The organism is Stutzerimonas kirkiae (assembly GCF_004327335.1).
In the GTDB taxonomy this organism is placed as follows: domain Bacteria; phylum Pseudomonadota; class Gammaproteobacteria; order Pseudomonadales; family Pseudomonadaceae; genus Stutzerimonas; species Stutzerimonas kirkiae.
The window spans coordinates 104,810-131,215 of record NZ_QJUO01000007.1; the positions used below are offsets into that span (position 1 = coordinate 104,810).

Genomic DNA, 26,406 nt, shown 5'->3' on the forward strand with positions numbered 1-26,406 from the left:
GGCGGCCTACCTGACTTCGCCGCAGGCATGGGGCAGACTGGCGCTTTTGCCCAGGAGCGACCGCCATGCTGAGCCAACCCCGTTTCGATGAAATCATGCGCCGCCTGACGCTGCAGCAGCGTGTCAGCGTGCTGGAGCTGGCCGAGGCCCTGCATGTCTCGGACGAGACCATCCGCCGCGACCTCAAGGGGCTGGAGGAACTGGGCAAGCTGCGGCGCATCCATGGCGGGGCGATCCTGCCCAACACCAGCACCGAGCAACCGCTCGGCGTGCGCAGCCGTATCCGCCCGCAGGAAAAGGCGCGCATTGCGCAGAAGGCCCTGGGGCTGATCCGCGACGGCATGTCGATCTTCCTCGACACCGGCACCACCACCCAGGCGCTGGCCGCCCGGCTGGATCGCTTCGGCTCGCTGAACCTGTTCACCAACTCGCTGGATATCGCGCAACTGCTCAACCAGACCAGCGACAACCGCGTGACGCTGGTGCCCGGCAGCGTCCGCCGCAACGACAGCGCGCTGATCGGCAGCCACACCCTGGCGTTCGTCGAGCAGTTCCACTTCGACATTGCCTTCATGGGCATCGGCGGCATCGACCTCGAGGTCGGCTTCATGGACTACGAGGAACCCGAGGCGCTGCTGCGCCGACTGCTGTGCAGCCATGCCAAGCAGCGGGTGATCCTGGCCGACTCGGGCAAGGTCGGGCTGCGCACCTTCATTCGCACCATCCCCTTCGACCAGGTGGACTGCCTGGTCACCAGCAAACCTTTGCCGGACGCATTCGCCGTCTGTCTGGAGCAGGCCAATGTCACAGTGCTTACCCCCTAGCGCCATCGATATAGAGGGTTTCGACCAGTTGTTCGCCGAGAGTTCACGCATCGGCGCCACCCCGGCCGGCGGCCTGCACCGCCTGGCGGCCTCGCGCGAAGATGGGCAGGTGCGCGACCTGCTCAGCCAGTGGCTCGAGGCGCATGACCTCGACGTCAGGGTCGACCCGGCAGGCAATCTGTTCGGCCTGGCCACCTTCGACCCCGCCGCGCCCTATATCCTCTGTGGTTCCCATCTCGACAGCCAGCCGACCGCGGGCCGTTTCGACGGCGCCTATGGCGTGATCGCCGGCGCCGTGGCGGTGGCCCGGGTCTCCCGTCTGCATCGCCAGGCCGGTGTCGCGCCGCGCTTCAACCTGGCGCTGGTCGACTGGACCAACGAAGAGGGCGCGCGCTTCCAGCCGAGCCTGATCGGCAGCTCCTACTTCATCGGCGAGCTGGATGCGGCGCAGGCCCACGCCGCCACCGATGCCAAGGGGGTGACGCTCGGCCAGGCGCTCGGCGAGATCGGTTACCTGGGCGCCGCCCGTGTCGAATTGCCGGTGGCCGGCTATGCCGAAGTGCATGTCGAGCAGGGCACCGGCCTGTCCGAGCGCGCCGCGGCCATCGGCGTGGTGCGCAGCACCTGGGCGGCGATCAAGCTGTCGCTGCGTTTCAACGGTGTCCAGGCCCACACCGGGCCGACGCCGATGGCCGCGCGCATCGATGCACTGTGGGCGGCGGCACGCTGCATCGATGCCACCCGGCGTCTGAGCGACGAATTCGGCAGCGCTTTGCATTCCTCGGTGGGCAAGCTGGATATCTACCCCAATTCGCCGAACGTGGTGCCGTCGCGGGTGACCTGCTTCGTCGAGCTGCGCTCGGCGCGACCGGCGCTGTTGGAGGAAGCCTGCGCACGCCTGCACAGCGAGCTCGACGCTGTCGCCAGTGCGACCGGTTGCGGCTATCAGGTGCTCAGCGAACAGGTGCGCGCGCCGGCGCACCTGGAACCAGCCCTGGGCGATGCCGTGCAGGCGATTTGCCATGAGCTGGCGCTGCCCTGCGTGGACAGCGTCACCGTGTCCGGCCATGACGCCATCAGCATGAGCCGCAAGTATCCGAGCGTGCTGGTGTTCATCCCCAGCGAGGGCGGTATCGCCCACAACGAGGGCGAGCTGACCCAGGAACGTGACTTGCATAACGGCCTGCATGTGCTCACCGAATTTCTCTATCGCGCCAGTATTGGCCGCCTTGCCCTGTAAGAGCGGAGGAGTTGTCTCATGCTGTCCAGCCCTCTCGAACGACTGAATGACTGCCTGGGAACCCTGGGCTTCGCCGCCGCCAGCGAACCCGTGGAGGTGACCGCCGCGGTGGCCTCGCCGTTGCGCCTGGCCACGGAATGGCAGGGTTATGCATTCGAGTGCCAGGGCGCGCGTTACCACGCCAAGGTGCTGTTCGACGATACCGCGGCCTGGATCGACGTGCCCGCCAGCGCCCGTGCCAGCCAGTTGTTCGCCGCCAGCGGGGTGACCCCTGAACTGGTGGCCCAGGCCCCGCAACAGGGCGTGCTGGTGTTCGCCGCCTTGCCCGAGGGCAGCCGCTGGAGCCGGGTCGACGACCTGCTGTCGGCCGAGCGCCTGACCCAGTTGTTCGCGGCGAAAAAGGCCCTGCATGCCTGCCCGGCCGCGCCGCTCGGGCGCACCCCGCTGGAAACCCTGGACTGGCTGCGCCGGCGCTGTGTACAGGACCGGGTGCTGCTGCCGGAAGACGCGGCCTGGATCGACCAGTGCATCGATCTGGTGCGGGCCGCCCTGACGCGCTCCGGCTGGCGCGTCACGCCGATCCACGGCGACGGGGTGGCGAGCAATGTCATCCTCGCCGGCGAGCGCCTGATGCTGGTGGATTTCGACCGTTCCAGCCTGTTCGACCCCTGGTACGACCTGGCTGCCACCCTCAACGAGCTGTACCAGTTCGAGGACCAGTGGCGCCTCGGCATCGAGTTGTGGAACGGCGCCTGCCGCGAGCCGGATTACGCCCGCTGCCGCCTGCATGCCCTGCTCGATGACTGGATATGGACGCTCTGGGGGCTGTGGGCCGGCAGTGTCACCCAGCGTGAGGTGGAATTCTCCAAGGTCGGCCAGTGGACCCTGTTGCGCCTGCGCGACGGCCTGGCCGATCCACGCTTCGAAAGCTGGCTGCGATTGCTCTGAGGAGGCGACGATGAAAACCCTGGGTACTGCACAGACTCCACCGGAACAGGCGCTGGAGGCGGCCATCCACGGCCTGCCCGAATGGCGCGGCAAGGCTGCCAGCTATGCACCGGTCAGCGGGGGTATTTCCAATACCAACTGGCGTGTGCATATCGCCGGGGCGCCATGCGATTATTTCGTGAAGATTCCGGGCACCGGCACCGAGATGTTCATCCGCCGCGATACCGCCCATGACGCCAGCCTGAAGGCCGCGGCGACCGGCTATGGGGTTCCGGTGGTCGGCTATCTGCCGGAGCAGGGCGTGGAAATCTTCGAGTTCATCGAAGGCTGGCGCCCAGCCAGCAACCGGGACTTCCTCGAGCGTGACGTGCGCCTGGGGGCGGCCCGTGGCCTCAAGGCGTTCAACTCGCAGGGCTCGCTGATCCAGACCAAGACGGTGTTCGACATGATCGACGAGCACTACCGGCAGGTTCGCGAGCTGGGCGCGAGCACGCCGCCGGACCATGACTGGCTGACCCTGCAGTACCAGCGTGCGCGCCAGGCGCTGGAAGCCTCGGGGCTGGACCTGGTGCCCTGCATGAACGACACCCTGGCCGGCAATTTCATGCTCAACCAGGCCGGCGACATCCGCCTGGTGGACTTCGAATACGCCTCCAACAACGATCGCCACTACGAACTGGCGTTGTGGTTCGGCGAAATGTTCTTCCCCGAGGCGCTGGAGCTGGAAGTGATCGAGGACTACTTCGGTGCCGTGCGCCCGCGGGACGTGGCGCGCATCAAGTTGCACAAGGCGCTGGCCGACCTGAAGTGGTCGACCTGGGCCATGGTGCAACGGGCGGTCTCATCGCTGGAATTCGACTATTACAAATATGGCTTCTGGAAGCACATGCGCGCCCGTAGCGTGATGCGCAACTCCCAGTGGGAATCCTGGCTGCGCCAGGTCTGAAAACGAGGTAATCCATGTCGCTGACACCTGAACAGATCGACCAGTTCACCGCCTTCGCGCACCAGTTGGCACGGGTCGCCGGCGAGGCCGCGATGCCGCACTTCCGCGTGCCCCTGGCCGTCGTGGACAAGGGCAAGGCCGGCTACGATCCGGTCACGGTGGCCGACCAGGGCGCCGAACGCGCCATGCGTGAACTGATCGCCACGCGCTACCCGGGGCATGGCGTGCTCGGTGAGGAGGAGGCCAGTGTCACCGGCAGCGAGCCCTATACCTGGGTGCTCGACCCCATCGACGGCACCCGTGCCTTTATCACCGGCCTGCCGCTGTGGGGCACCCTGATCGCGCTCAATGACGGCGCCCGCCCGCGCATCGGCGTCATGAACCAGCCGTTCACCGGCGAGCGTTACCTGGGTACGCCAAACGGTGCCTGGCTCAACGGCGTACCCATCGCCACGCGTCCCTGCGCCGACCTCGCGCAGGCGCGGGTGATGGCCACCAGCCTGGAAATCTTCACCACACCAGCGTTGCGCGCCGGCTTCGAGGCGATTGCCGGTGAAGCCCAGTTGCTGCGCATGGGTGGCGATTGCTATGCCTACTGCCTGCTGGCGCAGGGGCTGGTGGACGTGGTGATCGAGGCGAGCCTGATGCCCTATGACGTGCAGGCGCTGATCCCGATCGTCGAGGCGGCGGGCGGGCGCATGACCACCTGGGACGGTGGCGACGCCCAGCACGGCGGCGCCATCCTCGCCTGTGGCGACCCGGCCCTGCATGCCCGGCTGCTCGAGCGGCTCAGGCCCTATGTGGACGGGCAGCCCTGATCCTCGTCAGGCCCTGTCGGCCTGTAGCTCTGGCGTAGGGTGCGCCGTGCGCACCAACGATAGCGGCACCGTGCGCACCCAGGCACTCGGCGCACCCTGGGCAAACCCACCGTTACCCACTGCGCCACTGGATATTTGACGCGATACTGGCAGCACCAGCGTGATGCCCGTCAACAAGCGCTCAGTTCCCATGCCTGTCTCCAGGCGTGGGGGGATTCAGGCTGACCAGCAGTACACCGCCGATCACCGCCAGCAGAGCCAGCAGCATGGCGGGGCTGGCCGATTCGCCGAGCAGGCCGACGGCGATGGCGGTGCCGGCGATGGCGGCTACCGCGCCGACCTGGCTGAGATAGACCGGGCCGGCGATGCGTTGCAGGAGGAAGAACAGTGCGTAGGTGAGGGCGAACAGGGCTGTCTGCGCCGCCAGTTGCGCAGGCACGGCCCGCCCGCCCTGTTCCGGCAGCCAGGGGGCTCCGCCCAGCAGTACCACGGGCAATAATTGCAGCGCGGCGGCCAGCAGCATGCCGGGCGCCAGGGACAGCGGGCTGGCGCCGGCGGGCCAGTGGCGCGTGCGGTAGATATTGCCCAGCGCCAGCAGCACCGGCGTGCACAGCAGCGCCAGCGCCCAGGGGCTGGGGTTTGCCCCGGCGAATTTGTCCAGGGTCAGCAGCACTGCGCCCAGCAGGCCGAGCAGGAGCCCGGCCAGGCGTAGAGGGCGCAGGCGTTCCATGTTCAATGACAGTGCCATGAGATAGGTGAACAGCGGCGGGAAGGCCAGGCATATCGAGGCGAAGCCGGCGCCGGTGTGCGTCACGGCACTGAACAGCAGGGAATGCGGCAGGCTGGCGCTGAGCAGCGCGGCGACCAGGTAGTAGCGAAAGTGTTGTTTGCGCAACCCCGGATATTCGCCCCTGGCGACGGCCAGCAGCGCCAGCAGCAGGCCGCTGCCCAGCAGGCTCAGCATCAGGAAGCTCAGCGGCTGCCAGCCGCTGGCGACGGCCTGTTTGACCAGATTGTTGGTCAGGCCCATCAGGCCGCCGGTGCTGACCAGCAGGAGCAGAGGAAGCCAGAGGCTGGTGTGACGGTTTGCCATGTCGGCTCCCTTGCCGGTGGGGTATGATCGCGACAGTCTCGATGAAAAGTATCTTAGTATCAAGATAAGTGGAGCGTCATATGCCGGATCGCGCTGAAATCGCCATGGCCCAGTGGCAAGCGCAACGCCCGGACCTCGATCCTCTGCCGATGGGCGTGCTGGGGCGGCTGGGGGAAGCGGCGCAGGTGGTTGCCCGCGACCATCTCAACCCGCTGTTCGCCGAGCATGGCCTGCAATCCGGCGAGTTCGACGTGCTGGCCACCTTGCGCCGCTCGGGCGAGCCCTATGCGCTGACGCCGACGGTGCTGTACGAGAGCGCGATGATTTCGTCAGGCGGCATGACCAACCGTATCGACCGGTTGGAAAGAGCCGGGCTGATCGAGCGCCGCAAGCACCCCCATGACCGGCGTGGCGTGCTGGTGGCCCTGACCCAGCAAGGGTTCGCGCTGATCGAGGAACTGATGACGCTGCACGTGGCGAACGAGCAGCGTGTACTGGCGGGAATGAGCAGGGAAGAGCAACGGGCGCTCTACGAGCTGCTGGGCAAGTTGCTCAGGGGATGTTAGCAGGGCGATCGTGCTATGCAGTTATCAACGGCAAGGCGCTTCGATAAAAGCGCTGGAGGCTGAAAGCTGGACGAAAAATATCGGCTACACGTTCTTTCGTCCAGCCGCCAGCCCTAGACCTGCACGCCCTGGCTGCGCAGATAGTCGTCGTAGCTGCCGCTGAAGTCGGTCACGCCATTCTCCGACAGCTCGATGATACGGCTGGCCAGGGAACTGACGAACTCGCGGTCGTGGCTGACGAAGACCAGCGTGCCCGGGTAGTTCTCCAGCGCCAGGTTGAGCGCCTCGATGGATTCCATGTCCAGGTGGTTGGTCGGTTCGTCCATCACCAGCACGTTGGGCTTCTGCAGGATCAGCTTGCCGAACAGCATGCGGCCCTGCTCGCCACCGGAAATCACTTTCACCGACTTCTGGATTTCATCGTTGGAAAACAGCATGCGCCCCAGGGTGCCGCGGATCAGTTGCTCGCCGCCCTGGGTCCATTGGCCCATCCAGTCGAACAGGCTGAGATCCTCGGCGAAGTCGTCGGCATGGTCCTGGGCGAAGTAACCGATCTCGGCACTCTCGGTCCATTTCACCTCGCCGTTCATGGCCGGCATGTCGCCAACCAGGGTGCGCAGCAGCGTGGTCTTGCCGATACCGTTGGGGCCGATGATCGCCACGCGCTCGCCGGCCTCGATCAGCAGGTTGAGGTTCTTGAACAGCGCCGTGCCGTCGTAGCCCTGGCTCACTGCCTCAAGGGTGACCGCCTGGCGGTGCAGCTTCTTGGTCTGCTCGAAACGGATGAACGGGCTGACACGGCTGGACGGCTTGACCTCGGCCAGTTGGATCTTGTCGATCTGCTTGGCCCGCGAAGTGGCCTGCTTGGCCTTGGAGGCGTTGGCGGAGAAACGGCTGACGAAGGTCTGCAATTCGGCGATCTGTGCTTTCTTCTTGGCGTTATCCGACAGCAGTTGTTCACGTGATTGCGTCGCGGCGGTCATGTACTCGTCGTAGTTGCCGGGGAACAGGCGCAGCTCGCCGTAGTCCAGGTCGGCCATGTGCGTGCACACGCTGTTAAGGAAGTGACGATCGTGGGAAATGATGATCATGGTGCTGTTGCGTACGGTCAGTACGCTTTCCAGCCAGCGGATGGTGTTGATATCCAGGTGGTTGGTCGGTTCGTCCAGCAACAGTACCTCAGGGTCGGAGAACAGCGCTTGCGCCAGCAGCACGCGCAGCTTCCAGCCCGGTGCCACGGCGTTCATGGGGCCGAAGTGCTGGTCCAGCGGAATGCCCAGGCCCAGCAGCAATTCGCCGGCACGGGACTCGGCGGTATAGCCGTCGAACTCGGCGAACTGTACTTCCAGCTCGGCCACGGCCATGCCGTCTTCCTCGCTCATTTCCGGCAGCGCGTAGATCCGGTCGCGCTCGGCCTTGACCTGCCAGAGTTCCTCATGGCCCATGATCACGGTGTCGATGACCGTGAAGTCTTCGTAGGCGAACTGGTCCTGGCGCAGCTTGCCCAGGCGCACGTTGGGTTCGAGCATCACCTGTCCACCCGAAGGCTCCAGCTCGCCGCCAAGAATCTTCATGAAGGTCGACTTGCCGCAGCCATTGGCGCCGATCAGGCCGTAGCGGTTGCCTCCGGAGAACTTGACGGAAACGTTTTCGAACAGCGGCTTGGCGCCGAACTGCATGGTGATGTTAGCGGTAGAAATCAAGGGTTTGTCCTGCGGGTGTTACAGCGGTGGTTAATCGCCTTCCTCGGTTGCCTGTACCAATTCCGTACCATTTTTGATTCTGGCAGGCAGCTTTTCGAGCTCGTTCCAATCGGAGGCCGAGCTCAGCCATTTGGCATAGGTCGAGAGCAACATCTGCACGCTATGCCCGAGCTGGCTTGCTATGAACGCGGGGTTCATACCGGCCATCAGGCACATGGTTGCGTAGGTGTGTCGGGCGTCGTATTGCCGGCGCCTACGGATACCCAAGGCATCCAGCGCGGCGTGAAAGTGCTTAATAGTAACACTTGGCTCCTTGATCCACAGCCCGCCTTTGCTTGGTGGGAAGACGAAAGGGCTTTCGGCGAATGAGGATGCCGAGGCCATCTTCTTCAGCTTGGCGATGCGTCTCGCTTCTTGTAGAGCGTTCAGTGCCCGCTCATTGAGCAGAACCTGGCGTTCGTGCTTGGTTTTCACCCGTTCCTGAATCTCTCTGTCGACCACGATTCGGCAGACGTGGGCGCGACACTCTTCTTCGTCGATTTCATCCCAGCGAAGGGCCATTGCTTCGCCAGGACGCATGCCTGTGAAAAACATGAATTCGTAGAAAGCAGCATAAATTCGTGAATATCGGCTGAGATTGGCGTAGAGATATCCGATGATCTGCTCGGCTTCGTCACGGCTGAATGGGTCGATTATCTTCTTGGCCTTTCGTGGTTTCTCAATTCGGGCAGCTGGATTCTTGGCTATAAGGTCGTCATTAACGGCTGCTTCCAAGATGCTGGAAAGCTTTACCAGCGCATTACGCTTCACGCTGTTTGATGACCACTCTGTGTTCGTTATGATTCGTCGGATGGTGGTCGGGGTGATCAGGTCAATTCGTTTCAGGGCAATATGTGGTATCCAATAATTGTTCAGCGAGCTCTTGTAGTTGTTGCGAGTACCTTTGACGATCTCCCGGCTATCTAACCAGAGCTGCGTATATTCCCCAAAAGAAGGGATTTTCATCTTAGCCGATTCGGCCAGAGCCGAGTTTGGGAAGAATTCGGCATATTTAGCCTCATCCATTATCCCCAGCTTGATGGATTGAATTACTTGATCTCGAAGATTGGATGCAATCTTGATCCCTTTTTGCGTCGGGGAATAGGGTAGCGTTTCACATCGTCGCGTTCCTTCCCACATGAAGCGGATTCGGATTGACTGTCCGATGATTTCCACTCCTGTGGGCAAGTCCACTGGCTTTCGAGCCATTCCTCATATCTCCTTTTGCTATAAATTATTTGGCGACCTTTTTTTATCCAAACGCCTTCGGGAATTTGTTTACGTGCTCGGCGTGCCTGAAGCGCACGCACGCTGGTACCAAGCAACTCGGCCATTTGCTTTTCAGAAATCTTGTCCAGGGTAAAAGGCCGCCCTGTAGCGGCAGTAGCTAATCGCTCTTTTGTGCTCATTGACCCAGCTCTCATCCCTCCGTCTCTTGATGTCCATATCGTGAGCAGAATTTTTCGCTGAGACAGGTCAATCTGCACCCTTGGGAGGGGCACGGAACGGTGGCACGAAGTACCTTCGAGGGAAGTCCGTTAGTGGGTATGTCGGATAGAGATCATCGACAGAGCGGGCTATTGCTTAGAATGGGCCATAGGCGCCAGCCTATAAGCAAGCAGGCTGCGGCCCATGTGGCTATGGGCATTCGGAGGTTTAATAGCGAACTGTGGACGTTGGAACGCGCCCCTTTGAGCAGCTCTGCCAACCACAGGATCGGGGCTACGTGGAAGGCAGCCAATAGCAGCAGCTTCACCAATGCAACCTTGATCTGGCTGATACATACGTCTGTAGAGCCAGCAGTGTTTGGCTGTGCGATGGATGTTTCGATTGTGATGGTCAGCAGAAGCAGTGGCGGCATGCAGATGATCAAGGTTCGCCAGGGTGATCTGCGAAGGTTCTTCGAGTGAGGCATATCAGTGCTCCGATGGATGTGAGTCCTCATCCGAACACGGAGCCGTAAATATGCAATAGCTAATCCCTAATCCTTCTGAACAGATGGTGCTGCTGATTTTACGAAGATCCTTTGGTATCCGTCATAGGCAGCATCGTAAAAATAGCCTGTCTTCACCATAGATAAGGACGCTGAGGTAGTTTGTCTTTTGCATTTGCTCTGGTTGTGATTTTCGGCATGGTGAAAACAGGCTTGTTTCTCCATAGATAGGCAGGGTGAGGATTCCCGTCTAGATGGCGAGCGTTTCAATGTGAGAACAGCCTATGGTGAGTGCAGATTGGTTTTCCCATAGATAGAGGTCGCAAAGTATTCAATATGTCTTTAGCGAATTCCTTGGGCTATATGTAGGTGAGCTGCCTGTAGCGTATGGCGAAAACAGAAAATTTTCCGATATAGATAGTTTATGGTGAAAAGCTATAGACGTTGATTAGTCTGTGAGGGCCAGCTGAATGTTAGGATCTGGTGTGGCTATGCCGAGGCACTGGCAGTAGAGGAGGTTGCAAGTGTGCATCTGATCAGGATGGAGAACTGATCGGCCGGAGCGGTTATGTGCCTCTCAGCTGTAGACCTGCACTGTGCTTCGGAAAAATGGCTCTGAGTAGGTCGCCGTCGCGTAGGAGAAGAGGTCGGCGATCTTGGTACGTTGCACACCCACCAGCAAATGGTCTGTCTCGTCGAAGTGCCTTCGCCCCATTGCGCACCGCATAAACACAAGGCGTAAAGTGCGGCGATGACTGGCTCTTCATACAGAATGGTCGATTGGCCTCGCTCGAAGGATCTTCGTGTGTCCTCATCCAGCAGGGGCTAGAGCTTTATCGTGATCGTAGCCTCAGCATCACCTTCCTCGGCCGTGCTCGTACTGCTCTGTTACCCAGGGTTATACCCACGCTTGGCATCATGACTCCCTGTTAGATCTCCTAGGGGGCGCAGTTACGACTGATTTTAGCCGCTGCTTGTTTCTTCATTATGACGTGAGCGCGCTCAGTGATAACTGTCCCAGTTTAGGTAGCAAATTGCCTGCTCAGAGAGTGCGGCCTAGCGCAGGATGAAGCCTCCAAACCCATCGTCTCAAGAGGATGAAATTTTGCTTATTCATATCAATAGCATCAAAGAGGAACTTAACGATCTGCATAGGGATCTGGTTGCCCATGCAAAAGTTGAGGTGAACAATTTTTGGGATGAGGCAAGAGCATCCAAAAAAGTCATGGCTCGCGGGGTGGCTATTTCCGAAAAGGGTAATTATGTCAATATTTACTGGTTAAAAATCGTCTATCGCCGACATGCAGACGGGCCTCAGGAAAAGCCATTTTTGATTCGTCTGCCAAAAGGGCGCACGTTTCGGTTTTCGCGTAAATCCATGGGGAGAATGGATGCATTTACGGAGAGTTTGTTTATTCGGTATGAGGATAAATTTGAGATTCTTCGGGAGCTGATTTCGAAAAATAAGAAAATTTATCTGGATCTGAGCCGAATGGAATCGCTTCTTGAGCGAAAACGCTAAAGGTCCTTGCTGGAGACGCCTGAACTGCCACTGTCACCTGATGCTGATTACCTGGTATCAGGTGACAGTGCTGTTTGTGTTGAAAGGCTTCTTATCTACCTAAGGGCTTTGTAGGTGATCCCGTCATTATCCATTGAGATAATCTTGAGTTTTACGCCACATATATCTGCTGCAGCATACTGCGGGATCGGGTGCTGTCGGATAGTGTCGTTCTCTAAGACTGTCACCATTGCTACGGGGCCAATGGGGGAGTACATAACCTCATTATATACGGCCTTACAAGTGGCAGTAAGTGCGGTTTTGGGGAGTGTTATCTCGCATCTCGTTCCGTGTTTTGCCCCGCCACTCCACTCCTTAAGTTGACCTTGTCTCTCTGAAAGACTACTTAGAGGTGAGACGGTATAGTATTTTTCATAAAAGCTTCCATCTGAATTTATTGCGAAGAGCAGTTCTCTTTGATCCTTGAGTAGTTGATCATAATAAGTACGCTGGATAAATGGTATCCAAACGCCGGGTGAGGTTTCAACGCTTCCATAAATCTTATGCTTGCCTTTTGGTATCGTCCATCCAGAGCTGAATCCGTCTGAATAATATATGTCGCTTGGGCAATTTACATATTTGTCCATCTGGGTGCTGCTGCTCGCCTCGAGAATAATGGCACCTGGGGTGGATTTGTATAGAGTGTTGTAGTGTAGGTGATGTAGTTCTGAGGTTGTACGTATCTCGCTCTGGGACACTGTTTCAAAATTTCTATTGGTGAAAGAACATCCCATCAAAATAATGCAGGTTGAGAGTGTGGCTATAGTCCGCATATCAGTAGACTCCTATCGGCGGGTGATTTTTTCTCTTCTGATAATCCATCTCGGTCGCTAACCAATAGGAGTGATCAATGGACTTGACCGTACGTAATGCTGCTGCAATATCCTCCATTGTGGCTGTCGAACTCTCAACCGCATAGCGGTTAAAGAATGTGATGAAGATATTTGATTTATAACCGCCTCTATCGGCTGGTGCAAAACCTGGCGCGTACATGGAGTTGGTAATGGAAAGAACTATGGAAACTGGTTGTTCTTCGTTTTCTTTACTAGACACATGTCCAGAAATTGTGACGTATTTCTCTTTCAGGATTTCAACCGTAGATTTGGCACCAAGAGCTTTTCTCAGGTCATCAACAGTCTGATTGAAGCATTCTAGGTAGGCCTGATTCAGGTCTAGTTGCTCGTTTACGCCCCGATAACAGATTGACCCAGAGAACTTTGTTCGAGGATCTGGTCCGCCGGTGTTCGATCCTAGCAAGAGTAGCCCTGCCGCCCCCGCTGCACCGGTTCCTCCCCCGACCGCACCTATGGCGTTAGTACTAAAAGCTGCTAGGTCGCTAGAACTAGGGCCTTGATTTGTATCTAACGACGCCGCTGTGTTCTGATCAATTGCAGAATGGATATACCTCTGCGTGAACACCGGCGTGGATATAGCGAAGCTAGTTGCAGAGAATTTTCCAGCAGGTACGGTTTGTAAATCTGGCATTCCCGCTAGGGCTAAGACCTTGACGCTGTCTGATACATCTACAAATTCAAGTGGTTTGGCATTGGCATATCGTAGCGTGGTTGACTCGTTAGTCTGGTAGCCATATTTAAGTCCATCGCGTTCAAAGTATGTCATGTTGGGTGATGGAATTATCTCATTCAGGATCTGTGCGCATCCAGAGATACTGACTAGGATTCCTATCGTTACGGCCATACAAGATGATCTTAAAATTCTAGGCATACGGCTACCTATCATGGTGAGTCGGTTACGGGGTTGGCTGTCTGGATTGTTTAAGGGCTACATGTACACTCATGTCGTGCGATGGATATGCCGTTTAAGACTTGGGGTTTTTCTCGTTAGGGCTTTCCTTCAATACACTGGTAACAGTGCCTTCCTTGATGCCGAGTAGAACTGCCGCGCGATGGGCTTCTCCCCGGCGCCCTTTCTTGGTACCGGCGAGAACTTGATAAGTCGTCGCGCGATCTAGCCCGTGCTCATCGGCAAATTCCTTGATGGTTTTCCCTTGTGATTCGAGCCAGGCCTTGGCTTGTGCTGGGGTGCGAGTGGCGTGCATCATTCAAAACCGTTCAATAGCATTCAAAAGCGTGTAATTAGGCAGAGATTATCACTCGTTTGAGTGGTTTGAAAGGGGTTTTCTATCCGAATGAGTGGTGTTGGTGATCGTCTGCGCGAAGAGCGAGAACGATTGAGGTTCTCTCAGGCTGCCTTTGGTGAAATTGGTGGGGTGAAAGCTAACGCCCAAGGTAAATATGAGAAAGGAGAACGTAGCCCCGATGCTTCTTACCTTGCGGCTTTGGCAGAGAGGGGGGTTGATGTGCTCTACGTTGTTACCGGCTTGCGTACGCCATTGCAAGTGGACAGCTTGACAGCCGAGGAATCGCAGCTTCTCGAGCACTACCGGGCCATGAGTGAAAAAGGGCAAGAAGCTACGGGCCTTATCACCAAGGCATTGGTGTTGATGGCAGAGCAACAAGTCTGAAGAGACGTTGCTCCTCTATGCAGTGGCTCTTGCTCGGAGGCTTTATAGATCCATGTCTAGACAGCAGAAGTCACTCGTGTTGTCGAATCCATAGGGGTTGCCCATTACGTCGACACAGTCGTCCAGCATCAACATCCCTGTCGCGGGATTCAGATCAAGAGATGCTGGATCCCAGTCATCGGGATGGTGATATTCAAATTTTGTGGGCGTGAGAATTAGTTTCCCATCTACAAGTATGCCGCTCTGGTAATCAAGTTCATCATCTACGTAAATAGCCCTGAGTGTCTCATAAGTTATCTCCCAGGTTTTGTCGTGGCGATAATTTTTGAGCTTGAGATTTCTATCGCAATGTCCATTTTGGGGTAGCAGAACAGCTAGGAAATTTCTGATGGCGCGTATCATCTCGTATACCCTTTATCCGATGGATGTTCAGTGGAGCACTCTTGTGCGTGCTTCCAGTATCCATAGCTTTGAAAAAATGCAATCTAGATCTTTGATGAAAAGACCCTCCAGGCTGCTTCTCGCAATATTTTTAGAGCATTGCAATATGAAGATTTCTGAGGGCCGGGAAGAGGATGAACAGATAGCTCCGAAGGCTGGCTGGGTGACAGGCAGCCCCTCCATTTCGTGTAGATAATCAAAATGGTCAGCAGGAGCGTCTGTAACTCCTGCACTTGCTGATATTTGCAGATGGCAACGGTGAGCCGTCTGCAGGCAATGTGGCGTTGCATCATCCTATTGAGACCGCTCTCACTGACGCTGGATAATCTAGTGCGGTGTTTCAAGATAAGGCACGTGCTTCCCGACTCAAGGAAAGCAGCCCAAGGCTTTCCATTGACATCTGCGACGTGCTTCCATATGGCGGTTGATGGGGCATCCTGGACAGGTTGAACCGGCAGGCTCGATTTTTCGTGGGTTGATAGGTCGACGCCCGTTGGCATTCGAGTAGCTGCAGTCCTATCCCACGCTCAACTGAGGGGCTTTGGTATCCTTTTTTTAGCTCATTTCCCTAGCCCTTAGTGGCTGTTGCAGTGTCGTCGTCTCCCATTGAAACCATGGGTGCAACCAGTCTCTCGAACATGACTGAAGCGAGGTCGTGTCGGCCCGAGATAGCTGCAACAAGCGCCACGGAGCGATGCAGGCCGTAGGGGAGTTCGTTAAATCTAGACAGCTGCGAGGCCGCATTGTAGTGGTCTTCCACAAACTCACCGGAGTCGGTGACAAAACCACACTTTGTGCAGCTGATATCCAAAGACTCAATATCAGCATCAGGATTGTCAGCCTTGACCAGCGGGGAGCCACAATCGAGGCACTCTATATGATCTATTGCGTTACGCAGGGCTGCTGCGGGCCACTGTCTGTTGGGCCTCTCTCCTTCAGGAGCTACTCGGCCCTGGTCAACCTGGGCTGCCCTAGGTTGATCGAAGCCACCAGTCACATTCAGGCCGGCGGCGAAATTACTGACCATACGCGAAGCATGCAGGCAGATCGGGAGATTTATAACGACCATGGTCACCCAGACGGCACGCCTCCAAATCCACAGCTGTAGTCCCCTGTGGTAACGTCCAAGCTCCTCGCCTGGAGACTGGATATGTCAAAGATTCTGCAAATCACACCTTGCTCTGGTTGGTACTACGTCAGTGAAAATAACGTTGAACCGTTGTCTTTTGCGGTAGCAGCTTGGGGCGTAATTGAGAATGGGGATGTGGTCGGGTTGATTCCTGTGACTGACCCGGATCGGAAGTACCCACGGCTGGTGCCGGTCCCACCTCTGGGAGGACGTTATCTGCAAGAAGACGCTTTGAGCCCTACCCAGCGTGACCGTGCCAGAAGGGGCTGAACTATGAGTACAACGTCCACACACCCGCTGCTCAAGTTCCTGGCCAAGCTGCCTCAGTTCCAAACGAATCTGCTGATGGGCGGGGTTTTAGATATGCGCTCAGGGGCATTCGTCTCCAAATACGACGGAGGGGATGAACCAAAACACACCCACACGCTGTCCATCCGTTGGCCCGGCCAAGCGCCTGATGTCTTGGGCCTGGTAGAGGGTGAGAAATACGCCCGCCTGCAAGTTGAGGAAGCTGTCGCCTTGGGGGCAGACAGGTCGGCGCTTGTAATGGCGCTGCAAACCGCATTGTCTTAAACCATCCTGAAACACTGCCCCGCGCATACGCGGGGCACTCTGCCAGCCTATGGACGCAGACATCGACCCCACCACTGGCGACTTGAGCGGCGAGCGTATTAGCTCGCTGGCAAACGCCGTCTACATTCGCCTCAAAACGCCGCTCGGCTCTTGGTAGGCGGATGTGTCCCTGGGCTCACGCCTGCACGAACTTCAACGCTGCAAAGACCTAGCGCGCATCGGTAAGTTGGCTCAGCAATACGCCGAGCAGGCGCTGCAGCCGCTTCTGGATGACGGCCGCGCCTATAACTACAGAGCAGCCCCACAACGGCTGGCTGGCGCTGGTGGTTGTCCGTTATGCGGCGGGCAAGTCCTACTGGCTGAAGGCAAATCCGCTTGTCACAGGCAGCTATTGGCCGATTCTGTTGAAAAAGTCGTCTCAGCGGCAGCCTGCCGCTCAGGTGTGCCTGCTGTTGGAGTGGCTGCAAGCCACTTCAAATTGCCTTTCGGTGTTTCGCTGAGCGTTCTGGCTCAGGTTTGAAGGCTAATTCGAGGGTTTCTGCTCACAGCAGGCGTACCTATCCCGTGAGTGGCGGCCCGTGAGGCAAAAGCTTGGCCATGCGTCGCAGGTTTTGCACGGTCGCGGCCAAAGTGAATTCGTCGGTCGCCCCCGACAGGCCACGCAGTCGTAAACGGTCGAGTTTCATGATCCGTTTGAGGTGGGCGAAAAGCATCTCTACCTTCTTGCGCTCGCAGCGAGAGACAAGGTATTCCGGCGTATTGGCGATGCGTCGTGCCACGTCGCGGGCAGCCTCATGGATGCTGCGGACGATCTTCCGGTTCGGCGTGTTGGGGCAGCACTTTTCTTTCAACGGACAAGTGGCACAGTCGGTTTGGCTGGAGCGGTATATGACGGTGTTGGCCTTGGTCACCCGCGATCTTTGCTTAGTGAAAGTGCGCCACTGACTGCGTAGCGGTTTGCCGGCTGGGCAGCGGTATTCATTGGCCTCCGGATTCCAGAGGAAGTCGTTACTGGAGAGGCTGTCGTCCTTGCGCTCGGTCTTGTCCCAGACTGGGACATGCGGGTCGATGTTCTTTTCTTCGACCATCCAGGCCAGCATAGGGGCTGTGCCATAGGCGGTGTCCCCGATGAGGCGTTCTGGCGTGAGGTCGAACTGCTCTTCGACACGCGCCACCATCGTCCTGGTCGAATCGACTTCGGCGGTACGGTGCGCCGGAGTCGCCTCCACATCCATGATCACGCCGTGCTCAGTATCGATCAGGTAATTCGTGGAGTAGGCAAAGAAGGCCGGGCCGCCTGGCGCAGCAGTCCAACGGGACAGCGGATCGGTGAGCGAGATTTTCTTGGGAAGAGCTTCAGCCAGCGCCTCTTCATCAAGTGCTTCAAGGTACTCGCGCACAGCGCGGTTGCTGAGCGTGGGATCACGCCAATCGACTTCATCTCCCGCCACGCCACGCTGCCGGCTGGCATCCGCCTTGATGATGCTGGCGTCTACAGCGAAACCTTCGCCTTTGACCAGGCCAGCCGCCATGCAGCGCCGCAGCACCTCATTGAACAACCAGCGGAACAGGCCGCTGTCACGGAAGCGGCCGTGGCGATTCTTCGAGAAGGTCGAGTGATTGGGTACTTCGTCCTCCAGACCCAGCCGGCAGAACCAGCGATAGGCCAGGTTTAAATGCACCTCTTCGCACAGCTGTCGCTCGGAGCGGATGCCGTAGCAGTAGCCAACGACCAACATGCGCACCATCAACTCCGGATCAATCGAGGGGCGTCTGATGGGGCTGTAGAAGTCGGCCAGGTGTGTACGCAGATCGCTGAGATCCAGGCACTGGTCGATGCTACGTAAAAGGTGTTGGGGCGGAACGTGGTCTTCCAGATTGAACGAGTAGAACAGGCGCTGCTGTCCACTCGGTAGCTGTCCCATCATGCTGTTCGCCCCCGCGCTCGCTGATAGAGCAATTCTGCCGGCGACGTGGGTGGGGCAGCTACTTTTTCAACAGAATCGGCCGGTAGCAGTCGCTCACTAATGACCATTCCGATCCATAGCGGACTTCCGGTTGGGTGCCCAGGTTAGGTGCATTACTAAGCTTTTGCATTGAGGCCCAGCACTTCGCGGAGTGACTCGTTGTCAGGCCAGTGACGATGAATCAGCCACCAAACGCAGCCCTGGCCGATGGCGCGACTTATGCCACCAATTCCTTGAAGGTGGATAACGCATAAATTCACGATTTCCGATTGTTCTTTGGGGCTCTCGTTGTGGCCATGTGTCTCAAGCGATAAAAATCTGTAGAAGACGGTGTACAGGTCCGCAACGTCTGCCTCCTTAGCTTGCTGCTGAATGCTGGGTGGAGCACTTCGTTTTATCTGTTCGCGCTCGAGGTATCGAGCCGTTACTTCCTCACCCGTGATCCGGTCGAAGACCTGGGCGGTGCCTTCCTCTAGGTTCATCTTGAAGGCCTTCGCCAATTGAGCAGTACCAGCGCTGCTTTGGGATTCTGCATTTTCAATTGATCGAATGCCCCACAAGACCGTAATCAGTTGTTCCATCAGGCTTCGGCTCAAGATTCCCAGGCAGGCGGAGTTCGCTACGGCGCCCAAAGCTGCGGCTCCGCTCACCAACTCGGCTGCGCGCCTCAGCTGTTGACGAACAAAGTCGTCGCGGGGATCGGGCGCTCCTGTTGCTTTCATCTCCGAGGACGTGATCAGCAACGAAGCATGCGTCCTTAACGATTCAACTAGTTCGTCCGGTACTGATGCAGTGCTCATGCGGTTTTTGACACCTTTTTATCTGTGACGGATGCCGGTCAATGTAGCTGTCCCTTGATGCCAACTAACTAGGGTAGTGGTAACATCTGGCACATCCGACAGTAAGGGATTGGCGTCGTGATTGAACCCAAAAAACTGCGCAGTGCGGGGGATTTCCCCAACAAATCGGCAGTGGAGTACGCGACCATCCGGGTCGAGACTTCTCATCGCCTTGTCCCGTCGAATCTTCAGAATCCGCATTACAGGGATGAAGACATCGTCGCCGGGCTCTACGCGACCCCTACTGGTCGTCTTTCCTACAAGACGCTTTACCTAGACAGCGTCGAGCTGGCCGAGCGCTTTGTGGCACATCTCCACCAGGCTTTTCAGCGTCGTCCTTACGCGAATGAGTACTCCCTCAAGGTTGAGGTGATCACCACGACCCAAAAGGTCACTGCGACGAAGGGGAGAGCGAAGCATTCTGCTGCTGTCATCGAGACTCTCCTGGGAGATGCTTCCTAGCGCGGCCCCCAATCATGCCGGCATGGGATTGCCAACTACGAGGAGCACGGAAGTGATTCAGATCAACATGACTCGCGACGAGAAAGAAGCGGTGAATGAGATCGACAGGAGCCAGTTGCAAAGGCTGATCGACAAGTGCATCTACGAAGAACGAACTGGGGGGGGATTCACAGCCTTGGGCTCTTTCGTTGCGGGTTGTACGTAGCCTCAGCACTTCGCAATTTTGAACGCGCTCTGGCTGACTACAGCAAAGCGAAGTCCTCCAAAGAGCGTGAGGACACAAGAACCAGTGTGTTGCGAGCTGGAAGTGACCTGGTACATGCCGTCCAAGCCATGAAGGATCGAGTAGAAGCTGAACAGCGGGATGGCCAATTCTTCTACGTTGAAGAGCAGATATTGCCTCCCGTGAGTCTGCGCGACCAGCTGACGGTTCAGGTTAGCTACAAGTGGCTATATAGGCCCCCGTGACGGAGGTCAGGTACGCTGGGCAGGTGACTGATAGCGGGTCGTAAGAATATAGACTTTTGGCTCAGAGCATTGCGAACCGAGCCAAAATAAGCTAACAGATAGCATTGTGCCAGCGCTACGCGCATCCATGATGCCTAGAGGTTAAGGACAACCGCCAGACGCAAACATACTTGTGTCGATGCCCAGAAGGTCAGATAGGAGGGAATCATGTCGATCAGCATCCGTTTTTTACACGCGTTTCATGGAGACTGCATCCTTATCACTGTTGGTGCGGATGAGTCAGTGAAACGGATTCTCATTGATGGTGGACCCTCTAGCACCTTTAAAGCCGGCTCAGCCGGCGAGCTTCGACTTGCCTTGGCAGAGCTAGAGCAACAGGATAAATACATTGATCTTGTAATTCTTACTCATGTAGATGATGACCATATAGGCGGTCTCATCAAGGCGTTTGAAGTGCAAGGCGGACTTGCGAAACGCGCAAAAAGAGTGATCTTTAATTCAGGTAGATTAATACATAAGCATTTTGAAGTTGCGGCTGACCCTGAAAAAGACATTCAAGGTAATTTTTCTCATGCGCTAGAAACCTCAATAGACCAAGGAGATACATTAGAGCGGCTTCTAGAAAACGAGGGAATATGGACGCAGGAGGTTACTAAGCAGGGGGATAAGCTTCGACTGGACGACTTAGAACTTGATTTTCTATCCCCAAGCGAAGGGGAGTTGAAAGCCCTTCTAGGTAAATGGGAAAAAGAAACTCTAAGTTCATTCACATCGCCAGATAAAACTGACTGGAACGAAAGCTATCAAGATTTGTTGTCGAACGATAAATTTCGAGAAGACACATCTAAGACTAACGCCAGTTCTTTGTCATTCATTCTAAAAGTTGACGGAAGTAATTATCTCTTCTTGGGTGATGCTCATCCGAGCACAATTTCTGCGGGACTGAAACTACGAAATTATACCCACGAAAATCCGATTGAAGCAAAGCTAATGAAAATATCCCACCACGGGAGTAAGGGTAATACAAATGAAGAATTACTTCATTTGGTAAACTGTACGAAGTATGTGATTAGTACGGATGGAAGCAGGCACGGGTTGCCAGATAAAGTAACGCTTGCACGAATACATAGTCATAAAGATTCTACAGAAATATACTTCAACTATCAGGGCGTTGTAGATGATGTATATACAAAAATTGAGCAAAAGGCTTTAGGTAATAGAATTAAGGTCGTGGATGGGGAGTTAAAGTTTGCCTGACTTTACAGAGAAGATACGTGCTCACGTCGTAACTGTGAATACCGGCAGCGGCGTTCTCATTCAGCCGGCTGATGCCGATTTTACTTACATATTGACCGCTAAACATGTCATTGAGACAGCGAAAAATTCAGGCGTGTACTTTTCCGCTGAAGAAATTGTGGTGACCAAGTACAACGGGGAAGTAATTGCACTCCAAGATAGAAGAATATGTGCAGTTACCGATCTCGCGGTAATTATATCAAATGATCGACTGGATGCTGAGGTACAACCCGCAATATCAAAGCCGCAACGTGAGGATAGAGTTCTTTACTACGGCTACCCTCAGACCCGTAGAGGCACTAACCAGGAAGATCGGCTTCGTGAGTACGGAGGCGAAGTAACGGAGAATCCTGAAAATAGCTTCACTCTAATGTTGGATGGGCAACCTGAGTGGGCTGAGGTGGCTGGTTCTTCAGGCGGCGGTGTGTTCAAGATAATCGGCGAAGATATATTTCTATATGGTGTGGAGTCGCGTGTAGAGGGAGCTGTTGGCCGGGAGTTTCACGGGAAAGTTGTTTGTTCCTCTATGTCTGCGGTTGAGTCTCTCATTGAAAAAGAGGGGATTCCAAAAATTTACCCGGTTGCAATGAGTAGCTTTATTGGGCTGGTCGAAAGGTCCTTCGAGTATTACAACAGAACCGAGCTTCCTGATAATTTAAATTATCTCAAGGGCAAACTGCATGATCTAGCTAATAATCTTGGATTGGCTGGCTCGGTAAGTCCGCTAGACCTGTATCATAAATTTCGATCAGGGCTGTTAATTAGAAACAGTCTAGCACAAGACCTCTACTCTACAGATCTTTGGATTTCATATTTAGAGTATCTAATAATTAGTTGTTTAATTGATGATGTGCAAAATATTGATGTTGCATACGTAAATGATAATAATTCTAGGCGAAGATTTTTGTATTCAGCAGACAAAGGTGTTTGGGCTAGGCGTCTAATGGATATATTTAGATCGGACTTTAGAGGGCTTAAGCGAAAAGGAAAAGTTGTTATAAGTACCGGTGACATTTCTGCCAATATGCAGGTGATGAAACCAACACTTGATGGAATCGTGCCAAATATCGGGCGAAGTGATGCTAGCGAGTTAATGGTTGATGCAGGGATTACGAATCCAGCCAAAGAATTCGATGTCTATCACCTAACGGGCTTGCATAGAGAGTGCATTCTGAGAAACGAGCATGATTTGGCCAAATACTATGCGGGTAATGATGCCCCCGGCTATGGTCCAGATGACTTAATGACTTTAGTCCGGAGTTTATATAGTGAACATATCTAGAGAATTAGATTATGTGGAATTTCTCGCCCAATTCGAAAGCGCATCCTTTGAATTGTATCGGTCAAGGCCAGAGGGCTATATAAGCTGCTTTACATGTTGGTTAAAGAGTGAGGAGGATTTGGCTATTCTCTGGGGCCAAATCGCGAGTATTATTGCCTATGAATTCCAGGCAAAACTTGATAACAAGCTCGAAGCTTGGAATATTTACCTTGTCTTCATTGTGTCCGATCCGGTTTCAAAGTCAATTAAGTACCAAATTGAAAACGATAAATTTTCAATGAGGAAATTGGTTGTAGGGGATGTTCGCGCAGATTTCAGTATTGAAGACTTTTTGAATAATGAGCTGCTGGGGGCTGATCTAAATATTAAAGAAGTGCTTCAGCACGAGGCCCTCAAGGATGCAGATGTATCTGCCTTGTATTCAAAAGTTACAAGCTTAACTGCTAAAAAGAGGGGAGCCTTAACATTTACCGCTGAAGAGGTGGCGGATTTAGCTAACTGGGTGGCTGAAAATGAAAATTGAATCCGTCGATATTGTTGGTTTTCGTGCTTATGCTCAGGAAGGCGATGGGAAATTTGATTTTAGTAATTCCGATGGCTCCGTCTCAAATTTTGTGGCTATTTATGCTCCTAATGGATTCGGGAAAAGTTCTTTCTATGATGCTATGGAATGGGCGATAACGAACAATATTAGTCGTTATATAAGAGACAGTCAGCGTGGGATTAATGACTCGGTTTCCCTCTACTTAAATACAAGCTCTTCGTCGCAGCGAATTCTGAAGAACCGGTACATTTCAGAAACTGCTCCATCATACGTGTCTGTGAAAACCACAGGGGGAAAGAAAAAGTATGAGCGGACAGTAAGGCGACCAGCTGCTGGCCAGCGGGACTATACCTATGATCCATCAAATACGGATAAGTCCACTAAACATCTCGTAGATATTTTTCTCTCCCAAGACGCCATTGATGCCTTTCTAAAAGAAGAGCGACCAGAACAGCGTTATGAAAGATTCATGCTGGATTTTGGTGAGGCGGATGAAAAATATCGTGCCAGCCTCTTTTCTGCAATCAAGTCCTGCAATAGAGAAATAAAAGCGCTAAACGATGCAAACTCAGCATTAGAAGGGGCGTTGGAAGAACCCGCCCTAGATTTTAGCGTTGAGAAAGTAAATGAAACAATCACACAGCTCAATATACTTGGCAATAACTTCCCGCTCATTGATTCCTCGTTTTCTGAGCTTCAACAGACCGAGCTTCGCTCGATGCTATCAAAGCGTATTGTCGAGATAGAGAGTAAGGTCACGTCGCTTGGAAATCTTGAGAAATCTATCGATTTATGTGTTGAAAGTCTTCCTAGGGTAGAGGAGCTGAGAAACATTAGCTCGGCGCTACGTGCCCAACTGCAAGTAGCGCATGCAAATAGAGACCAATTAGAAGAAATATCTAAAGCTCGCGGGGAAAAGGACGAACATGATAGGCGTCTTCAAAGCGTCATGTCGGAGCTTGACCGAGTGGCGGGACTTTTATCTGGTTATGAGAAAATAAGAATAATAATAAATGATATAGCTGCTGGTGAGGCTGAGCTTGAAATAATTAATTCTAGCCTGAATGTAGAGGCCGTATCCGTAAGTACATATCAAGAATCTGTTGAATCAATGCGCAGGAAGCGCTCAGAGCTAGATACTGAGCTGGCATCTTTGCTCGATAGATCTGAAAAAATAGACTCACGGTATCAAGATATCCAGCAGTCTGAAGGCTTGATTTCCGGATACAGATCAAAAATCGCGGAACTTGAAAATAGACAGTCTACAGTAGGTGCGCTCAGGCGATCATTGCAAGACGAGTACGCTAGATATTTCAATCTAAAAATTGATGGTTCATTTATCTCGCCAGAGGTCCAAGCGTACCTTAAGCCTGATCCACAGTTCGTAGTCTCATACACTCAGACTATTGAGTCTAAAGCTGCTACAGCGCAGCATCTTCATTCTTTGGAAGCGCAGGCGAAAAATCTGGACTCTCAATCAAAGGATCTTTTTTCTTTATTGAGCTTAGCTAGAACTCTGTTGTCAGAAACTCTTTCTGATGAGTGCCCCGTGTGCAGCGCTAAGTACGACTCACACACTGAGTTGCTGGAGAGAATTCAATCAAACGGTAGCATTGAGGCTGCGCTGAGTTCTATTTTGCGAGGTACAGAAGAGGCACAAAGTAAAATCTCCGAGATGGACAGATTTTTACTTCAGGGGACTGAATATCTCAAAGCGCTAAAAAAATCTGCACTTGATCAAATTACTGAGAAGGTGATGAGCGCCGATGCAGACTTGGAGCAGATATCACGTGATATTTCGGACGCTCAACGCGAGTCTGTCATAAGATCTGAGTCTCTTCATAGGCTTAACGCTTTAGTTGGTAATATGTCTAGGGATGACTATGTTCAGTTCATTAGCTTGTCGATTGATGATGTAATGGGAAAAATTTCATCGACGAATGAATTGCTTAGCTCAGAAATCTCTTTAATGGAAGTTTCCAAAGAGAAACTGGACAAGTTACTATTGGCAAAAGCTGCGCTCGACACAAAACTCGATTCGTACCGAGGGTCTGAGCTGTATTCTTCGTACACATCTCTAAAGTCTGCATACCTAATGGAGGGTGACGACCTTCACGGAGAATTTTCGAAAAGGCATGAAGGGCTAATTCAACAGCGCCTATCTCTAAAGACAGAAATAGATGCAATAGATAGATTTATAGGTCTTTTGGAGTCTGATATTTCAGAGTCGGGAAGATTCCTGTCGGACACACTTGTCAGTGAGAAAATCATCGCGCTGTCAAGTGAGTTGGGGTATTCCCAAGAGTCGCTCTCAAAGTTGGAGGCAAATTTCCGCTCGCTTGTAGAAAATCCAGGCTCTTCTATAAGTGCTCTGTTTAGTTCTTTGTCTGAAAAGAAAAAGGAGTTAGCAGAGCAGCTTAAATCTTTAAGCTCTGGGCTGCTTTGGTTGAATATCCTTCTTGCGCAATTAGACGATGTTCTCCCATTTTTTAAATACAGAAAGGCACGAGAAGAAATAGACTCCAATCTTGGCTCACTGAGCAAAATCCAACGCCTGACTGTGTCCTTGACTAAAGAGCTGAGAGAGATCGAGCTGAAACTGAAGGAGCGTATAGATGGTTTCTTCTACACTGACTTGATTACTGCAATATACAGCAAAATTGATCCCCACCCGTTCTTTAAGACGGTTAGTTTTGAATGCGTATTTCCAGAAGATGATCGCCCAAGGCTAGAGGTTTATTTATATGAAGAGGGTTCTAGTCAGCCTATTTCTCCTGGTCTGTATTTCAGTTCTGCGCAACTGAACATTCTTAGTTTGAGTATATTCTTGGCAAAGGCGCTTCATATAGAACATGATGGTAGCCCAGTTCGATCTATATTGATCGATGATCCTATCCACTCAATGGACTCAATTAACGTTCTTTCGGTTATTGATCTGCTCAGAAATATTTCTAGCAAGTTTGATAGGCAAATAATCTTGTCTACGCATGATGAGAATTTCTATGAGTTGCTGAAGTTAAAAGTCCCGGAAGATAAGTTCGGCACGAGATTTATTAAGTTTAAATCCTTTGGCGTTGTGCAGGAAGACGTGATGTTGGCTGGGTAATTTTTTGGCAGGTAGTCGGGGTTCGCGTTCTGCTAGATAGAGCTTGGAGGATGCAAAGTGGAAGCGAATCTGCGCCGGTTAATTCTAGCGTTCGAAGATTGGTTAATTAGAGAGAATTTACTTGGTGATGCTTTCTTTCCCCT

Annotated in this window: 25 protein-coding genes; 16 read left to right on the forward strand and 9 right to left on the reverse strand. The window is 54.1% G+C overall.

The window, feature by feature from the left end:
• Positions 1–65 precede the first annotated feature (65 nt).
• The 5 genes from DNJ95_RS06405 to hisN are packed head-to-tail and all read left to right on the forward strand — an operon-like array spanning position 66 to position 4,776.
• A complete protein-coding gene (locus DNJ95_RS06405; RefSeq protein WP_131183897.1) occupies positions 66–824 on the forward strand; it encodes a DeoR/GlpR family DNA-binding transcription regulator in 759 nt (252 codons plus the stop codon).
• A complete protein-coding gene (locus DNJ95_RS06410; protein WP_131183898.1) occupies positions 802–2,064 on the forward strand; it encodes a M20 family metallo-hydrolase in 1,263 nt (420 codons plus the stop codon). The genes DNJ95_RS06405 and DNJ95_RS06410 overlap by 23 nt, the downstream gene beginning before the upstream one ends.
• Positions 2,065–2,082: 18 nt before the next feature.
• Positions 2,083–3,012 carry a phosphotransferase gene (locus DNJ95_RS06415; protein ID WP_131183899.1) on the forward strand — a complete coding sequence of 310 codons (930 nt, stop codon included), beginning with the start codon at positions 2,083–2,085 and terminating at the stop codon, positions 3,010–3,012.
• A gap of 10 nt (positions 3,013–3,022) precedes the next feature.
• Entirely contained in the window at positions 3,023–3,958 is a 936-nt protein-coding gene (locus DNJ95_RS06420) for a choline kinase family protein (protein WP_131183900.1), read from the forward strand.
• Positions 3,959–3,972: 14 nt separating this feature from the next.
• Positions 3,973–4,776: a histidinol-phosphatase gene (hisN, locus tag DNJ95_RS06425; protein ID WP_131183901.1), complete on the forward strand. Its 804-nt coding sequence runs from the start codon at positions 3,973–3,975 to the stop codon at positions 4,774–4,776.
• A 181-nt stretch (positions 4,777–4,957) separates the two neighbouring features.
• Here hisN and DNJ95_RS06430 read toward each other — a convergent pair whose 3' ends face one another.
• Positions 4,958–5,869 carry a DMT family transporter gene (locus DNJ95_RS06430; RefSeq protein ID WP_131183902.1) on the reverse strand — a complete coding sequence of 304 codons (912 nt, stop codon included), beginning with the start codon at positions 5,867–5,869 and terminating at the stop codon, positions 4,958–4,960.
• Positions 5,870–5,949: 80 nt separating this feature from the next.
• Here DNJ95_RS06430 and DNJ95_RS06435 point away from each other — a divergent pair, with 80 nt between their 5' ends.
• Positions 5,950–6,435, forward strand: a complete 486-nt coding sequence (locus tag DNJ95_RS06435; RefSeq protein WP_131183903.1) for a MarR family winged helix-turn-helix transcriptional regulator — start codon at positions 5,950–5,952, stop codon at positions 6,433–6,435.
• 113 nt (positions 6,436–6,548) lie between these two features.
• Here the strand turns inward: DNJ95_RS06435 and DNJ95_RS06440 are convergent, their stop codons facing one another.
• Both DNJ95_RS06440 and DNJ95_RS06445 read right to left on the reverse strand, forming a co-directional pair.
• A complete protein-coding gene (locus DNJ95_RS06440; RefSeq protein ID WP_131183904.1) occupies positions 6,549–8,138 on the reverse strand; it encodes an ABC-F family ATPase in 1,590 nt (529 codons plus the stop codon).
• 30 nt (positions 8,139–8,168) lie between these two features.
• On the reverse strand, positions 8,169–9,386 hold the full coding sequence (locus tag DNJ95_RS06445; protein ID WP_131183905.1) for a site-specific integrase: 1,218 nt from the start codon (positions 9,384–9,386) through the stop codon (positions 8,169–8,171).
• Between the two features lie 1,790 nt (positions 9,387–11,176).
• On the opposite strand from DNJ95_RS06445, the gene mobI reads away from it, so the two are divergent.
• Positions 11,177–11,632: a conjugative transfer protein MobI(A/C) gene (mobI, locus tag DNJ95_RS06450; RefSeq protein WP_165491557.1), complete on the forward strand. Its 456-nt coding sequence runs from the start codon at positions 11,177–11,179 to the stop codon at positions 11,630–11,632.
• Between the two features lie 95 nt (positions 11,633–11,727).
• On the opposite strand, the gene DNJ95_RS06455 is transcribed toward mobI, so the two are convergent.
• The 3 genes from DNJ95_RS06455 to DNJ95_RS06465 form a co-directional block, all read right to left on the reverse strand.
• Positions 11,728–12,258 carry a hypothetical protein gene (locus DNJ95_RS06455; RefSeq protein ID WP_131183907.1) on the reverse strand — a complete coding sequence of 177 codons (531 nt, stop codon included), beginning with the start codon at positions 12,256–12,258 and terminating at the stop codon, positions 11,728–11,730.
• Between the two features lie 187 nt (positions 12,259–12,445).
• Entirely contained in the window at positions 12,446–13,291 is an 846-nt protein-coding gene (locus tag DNJ95_RS06460) for a hypothetical protein (protein WP_131183908.1), read from the reverse strand.
• A 199-nt stretch (positions 13,292–13,490) separates the two neighbouring features.
• A complete protein-coding gene (locus tag DNJ95_RS06465; protein WP_131183923.1) occupies positions 13,491–13,730 on the reverse strand; it encodes a DNA-binding protein in 240 nt (79 codons plus the stop codon).
• A gap of 90 nt (positions 13,731–13,820) precedes the next feature.
• Here DNJ95_RS06465 and DNJ95_RS06470 point away from each other — a divergent pair, with 90 nt between their 5' ends.
• Positions 13,821–14,156 (forward strand): helix-turn-helix domain-containing protein, encoded by a 336-nt coding sequence (locus DNJ95_RS06470; protein ID WP_131183909.1) that lies wholly within the window; start codon positions 13,821–13,823, stop codon positions 14,154–14,156.
• Positions 14,157–14,198: 42 nt separating this feature from the next.
• Here DNJ95_RS06470 and DNJ95_RS06475 read toward each other — a convergent pair whose 3' ends face one another.
• Positions 14,199–14,558 (reverse strand): hypothetical protein, encoded by a 360-nt coding sequence (locus DNJ95_RS06475; RefSeq protein ID WP_131183910.1) that lies wholly within the window; start codon positions 14,556–14,558, stop codon positions 14,199–14,201.
• Between the two features lie 1,189 nt (positions 14,559–15,747).
• Between DNJ95_RS06475 and DNJ95_RS06485 the strand changes: the two genes are divergently transcribed.
• From DNJ95_RS06485 to DNJ95_RS06495, 3 genes are all read left to right on the forward strand, one after another.
• Positions 15,748–15,996 carry a hypothetical protein gene (locus DNJ95_RS06485; protein WP_131183911.1) on the forward strand — a complete coding sequence of 83 codons (249 nt, stop codon included), beginning with the start codon at positions 15,748–15,750 and terminating at the stop codon, positions 15,994–15,996.
• A 3-nt stretch (positions 15,997–15,999) separates the two neighbouring features.
• On the forward strand, positions 16,000–16,299 hold the full coding sequence (locus DNJ95_RS06490) for a hypothetical protein (protein ID WP_131183912.1): 300 nt from the start codon (positions 16,000–16,002) through the stop codon (positions 16,297–16,299).
• Between the two features lie 163 nt (positions 16,300–16,462).
• Positions 16,463–16,819 carry a phage GP46 family protein gene (locus DNJ95_RS06495; RefSeq protein ID WP_242671874.1) on the forward strand — a complete coding sequence of 119 codons (357 nt, stop codon included), beginning with the start codon at positions 16,463–16,465 and terminating at the stop codon, positions 16,817–16,819.
• Positions 16,820–16,856: 37 nt separating this feature from the next.
• Here the strand turns inward: DNJ95_RS06495 and DNJ95_RS06500 are convergent, their stop codons facing one another.
• Together DNJ95_RS06500 and DNJ95_RS06505 are read right to left on the reverse strand one after the other, a co-directional pair.
• Positions 16,857–18,227, reverse strand: a complete 1,371-nt coding sequence (locus DNJ95_RS06500; protein ID WP_131183913.1) for an IS1182 family transposase — start codon at positions 18,225–18,227, stop codon at positions 16,857–16,859.
• Between the two features lie 155 nt (positions 18,228–18,382).
• A complete protein-coding gene (locus tag DNJ95_RS06505) occupies positions 18,383–19,066 on the reverse strand; it encodes a DUF5677 domain-containing protein (protein WP_242671875.1) in 684 nt (227 codons plus the stop codon).
• A 117-nt stretch (positions 19,067–19,183) separates the two neighbouring features.
• Between DNJ95_RS06505 and DNJ95_RS06510 the strand changes: the two genes are divergently transcribed.
• The 5 genes from DNJ95_RS06510 (at position 19,184) to DNJ95_RS06530 (ending at position 26,263) form a co-directional block, all read left to right on the forward strand.
• On the forward strand, positions 19,184–19,567 hold the full coding sequence (locus tag DNJ95_RS06510) for a hypothetical protein (RefSeq protein WP_242671876.1): 384 nt from the start codon (positions 19,184–19,186) through the stop codon (positions 19,565–19,567).
• Between the two features lie 675 nt (positions 19,568–20,242).
• Entirely contained in the window at positions 20,243–21,292 is a 1,050-nt protein-coding gene (locus tag DNJ95_RS06515) for a ComEC/Rec2 family competence protein (protein ID WP_131183914.1), read from the forward strand.
• Positions 21,285–22,613, forward strand: a complete 1,329-nt coding sequence (locus DNJ95_RS06520) for an ABC-three component system protein (protein ID WP_131183915.1) — start codon at positions 21,285–21,287, stop codon at positions 22,611–22,613. The genes DNJ95_RS06515 and DNJ95_RS06520 overlap by 8 nt, the downstream gene beginning before the upstream one ends.
• Before the next feature lie 13 nt (positions 22,614–22,626).
• The gene (locus DNJ95_RS06525) at positions 22,627–23,136 is read left to right on the forward strand and encodes an ABC-three component system middle component 1 (protein WP_338069365.1); all 510 of its coding nucleotides are present in this window, start codon (positions 22,627–22,629) and stop codon (positions 23,134–23,136) included.
• Positions 23,126–26,263, forward strand: a complete 3,138-nt coding sequence (locus DNJ95_RS06530; RefSeq protein ID WP_131183917.1) for an AAA family ATPase — start codon at positions 23,126–23,128, stop codon at positions 26,261–26,263. The genes DNJ95_RS06525 and DNJ95_RS06530 overlap by 11 nt, the downstream gene beginning before the upstream one ends.
• Positions 26,264–26,406: the final 143 nt, after the last annotated feature.

Bases quoted from the DNA above. Each gene is read 5' to 3' on its own strand.
- DNJ95_RS06405 (WP_131183897.1), top strand. From the start codon at position 66: ATGCTGAGCCAACCCCGTTTCGATGAAATCATGCGCCGCCTGACGCTG.
- DNJ95_RS06410 (WP_131183898.1), top strand. From the start codon at position 802: ATGTCACAGTGCTTACCCCCTAGCGCCATCGATATAGAGGGTTTCGAC.
- DNJ95_RS06415 (WP_131183899.1), top strand. From the start codon at position 2,083: ATGCTGTCCAGCCCTCTCGAACGACTGAATGACTGCCTGGGAACCCTG.
- DNJ95_RS06420 (WP_131183900.1), top strand. From the start codon at position 3,023: ATGAAAACCCTGGGTACTGCACAGACTCCACCGGAACAGGCGCTGGAG.
- hisN (WP_131183901.1), top strand. From the start codon at position 3,973: ATGTCGCTGACACCTGAACAGATCGACCAGTTCACCGCCTTCGCGCAC.
- DNJ95_RS06430 (WP_131183902.1), bottom strand. From the start codon at position 5,869: ATGGCAAACCGTCACACCAGCCTCTGGCTTCCTCTGCTCCTGCTGGTC.
- DNJ95_RS06435 (WP_131183903.1), top strand. From the start codon at position 5,950: ATGCCGGATCGCGCTGAAATCGCCATGGCCCAGTGGCAAGCGCAACGC.
- DNJ95_RS06445 (WP_131183905.1), bottom strand. From the start codon at position 9,386: ATGGCTCGAAAGCCAGTGGACTTGCCCACAGGAGTGGAAATCATCGGA.
- mobI (WP_165491557.1), top strand. From the start codon at position 11,177: ATGAAGCCTCCAAACCCATCGTCTCAAGAGGATGAAATTTTGCTTATT.
- DNJ95_RS06455 (WP_131183907.1), bottom strand. From the start codon at position 12,258: ATGGACAAATATGTAAATTGCCCAAGCGACATATATTATTCAGACGGA.
- DNJ95_RS06460 (WP_131183908.1), bottom strand. From the start codon at position 13,291: ATGACATACTTTGAACGCGATGGACTTAAATATGGCTACCAGACTAAC.
- DNJ95_RS06465 (WP_131183923.1), bottom strand. From the start codon at position 13,730: ATGCACGCCACTCGCACCCCAGCACAAGCCAAGGCCTGGCTCGAATCA.
- DNJ95_RS06470 (WP_131183909.1), top strand. From the start codon at position 13,821: ATGAGTGGTGTTGGTGATCGTCTGCGCGAAGAGCGAGAACGATTGAGG.
- DNJ95_RS06475 (WP_131183910.1), bottom strand. From the start codon at position 14,558: ATGATACGCGCCATCAGAAATTTCCTAGCTGTTCTGCTACCCCAAAAT.
- DNJ95_RS06485 (WP_131183911.1), top strand. From the start codon at position 15,748: ATGTCAAAGATTCTGCAAATCACACCTTGCTCTGGTTGGTACTACGTC.
- DNJ95_RS06490 (WP_131183912.1), top strand. From the start codon at position 16,000: ATGAGTACAACGTCCACACACCCGCTGCTCAAGTTCCTGGCCAAGCTG.
- DNJ95_RS06500 (WP_131183913.1), bottom strand. From the start codon at position 18,227: ATGATGGGACAGCTACCGAGTGGACAGCAGCGCCTGTTCTACTCGTTC.
- DNJ95_RS06505 (WP_242671875.1), bottom strand. From the start codon at position 19,066: ATGAGCACTGCATCAGTACCGGACGAACTAGTTGAATCGTTAAGGACG.
- DNJ95_RS06515 (WP_131183914.1), top strand. From the start codon at position 20,243: ATGTCGATCAGCATCCGTTTTTTACACGCGTTTCATGGAGACTGCATC.
- DNJ95_RS06530 (WP_131183917.1), top strand. From the start codon at position 23,126: ATGAAAATTGAATCCGTCGATATTGTTGGTTTTCGTGCTTATGCTCAG.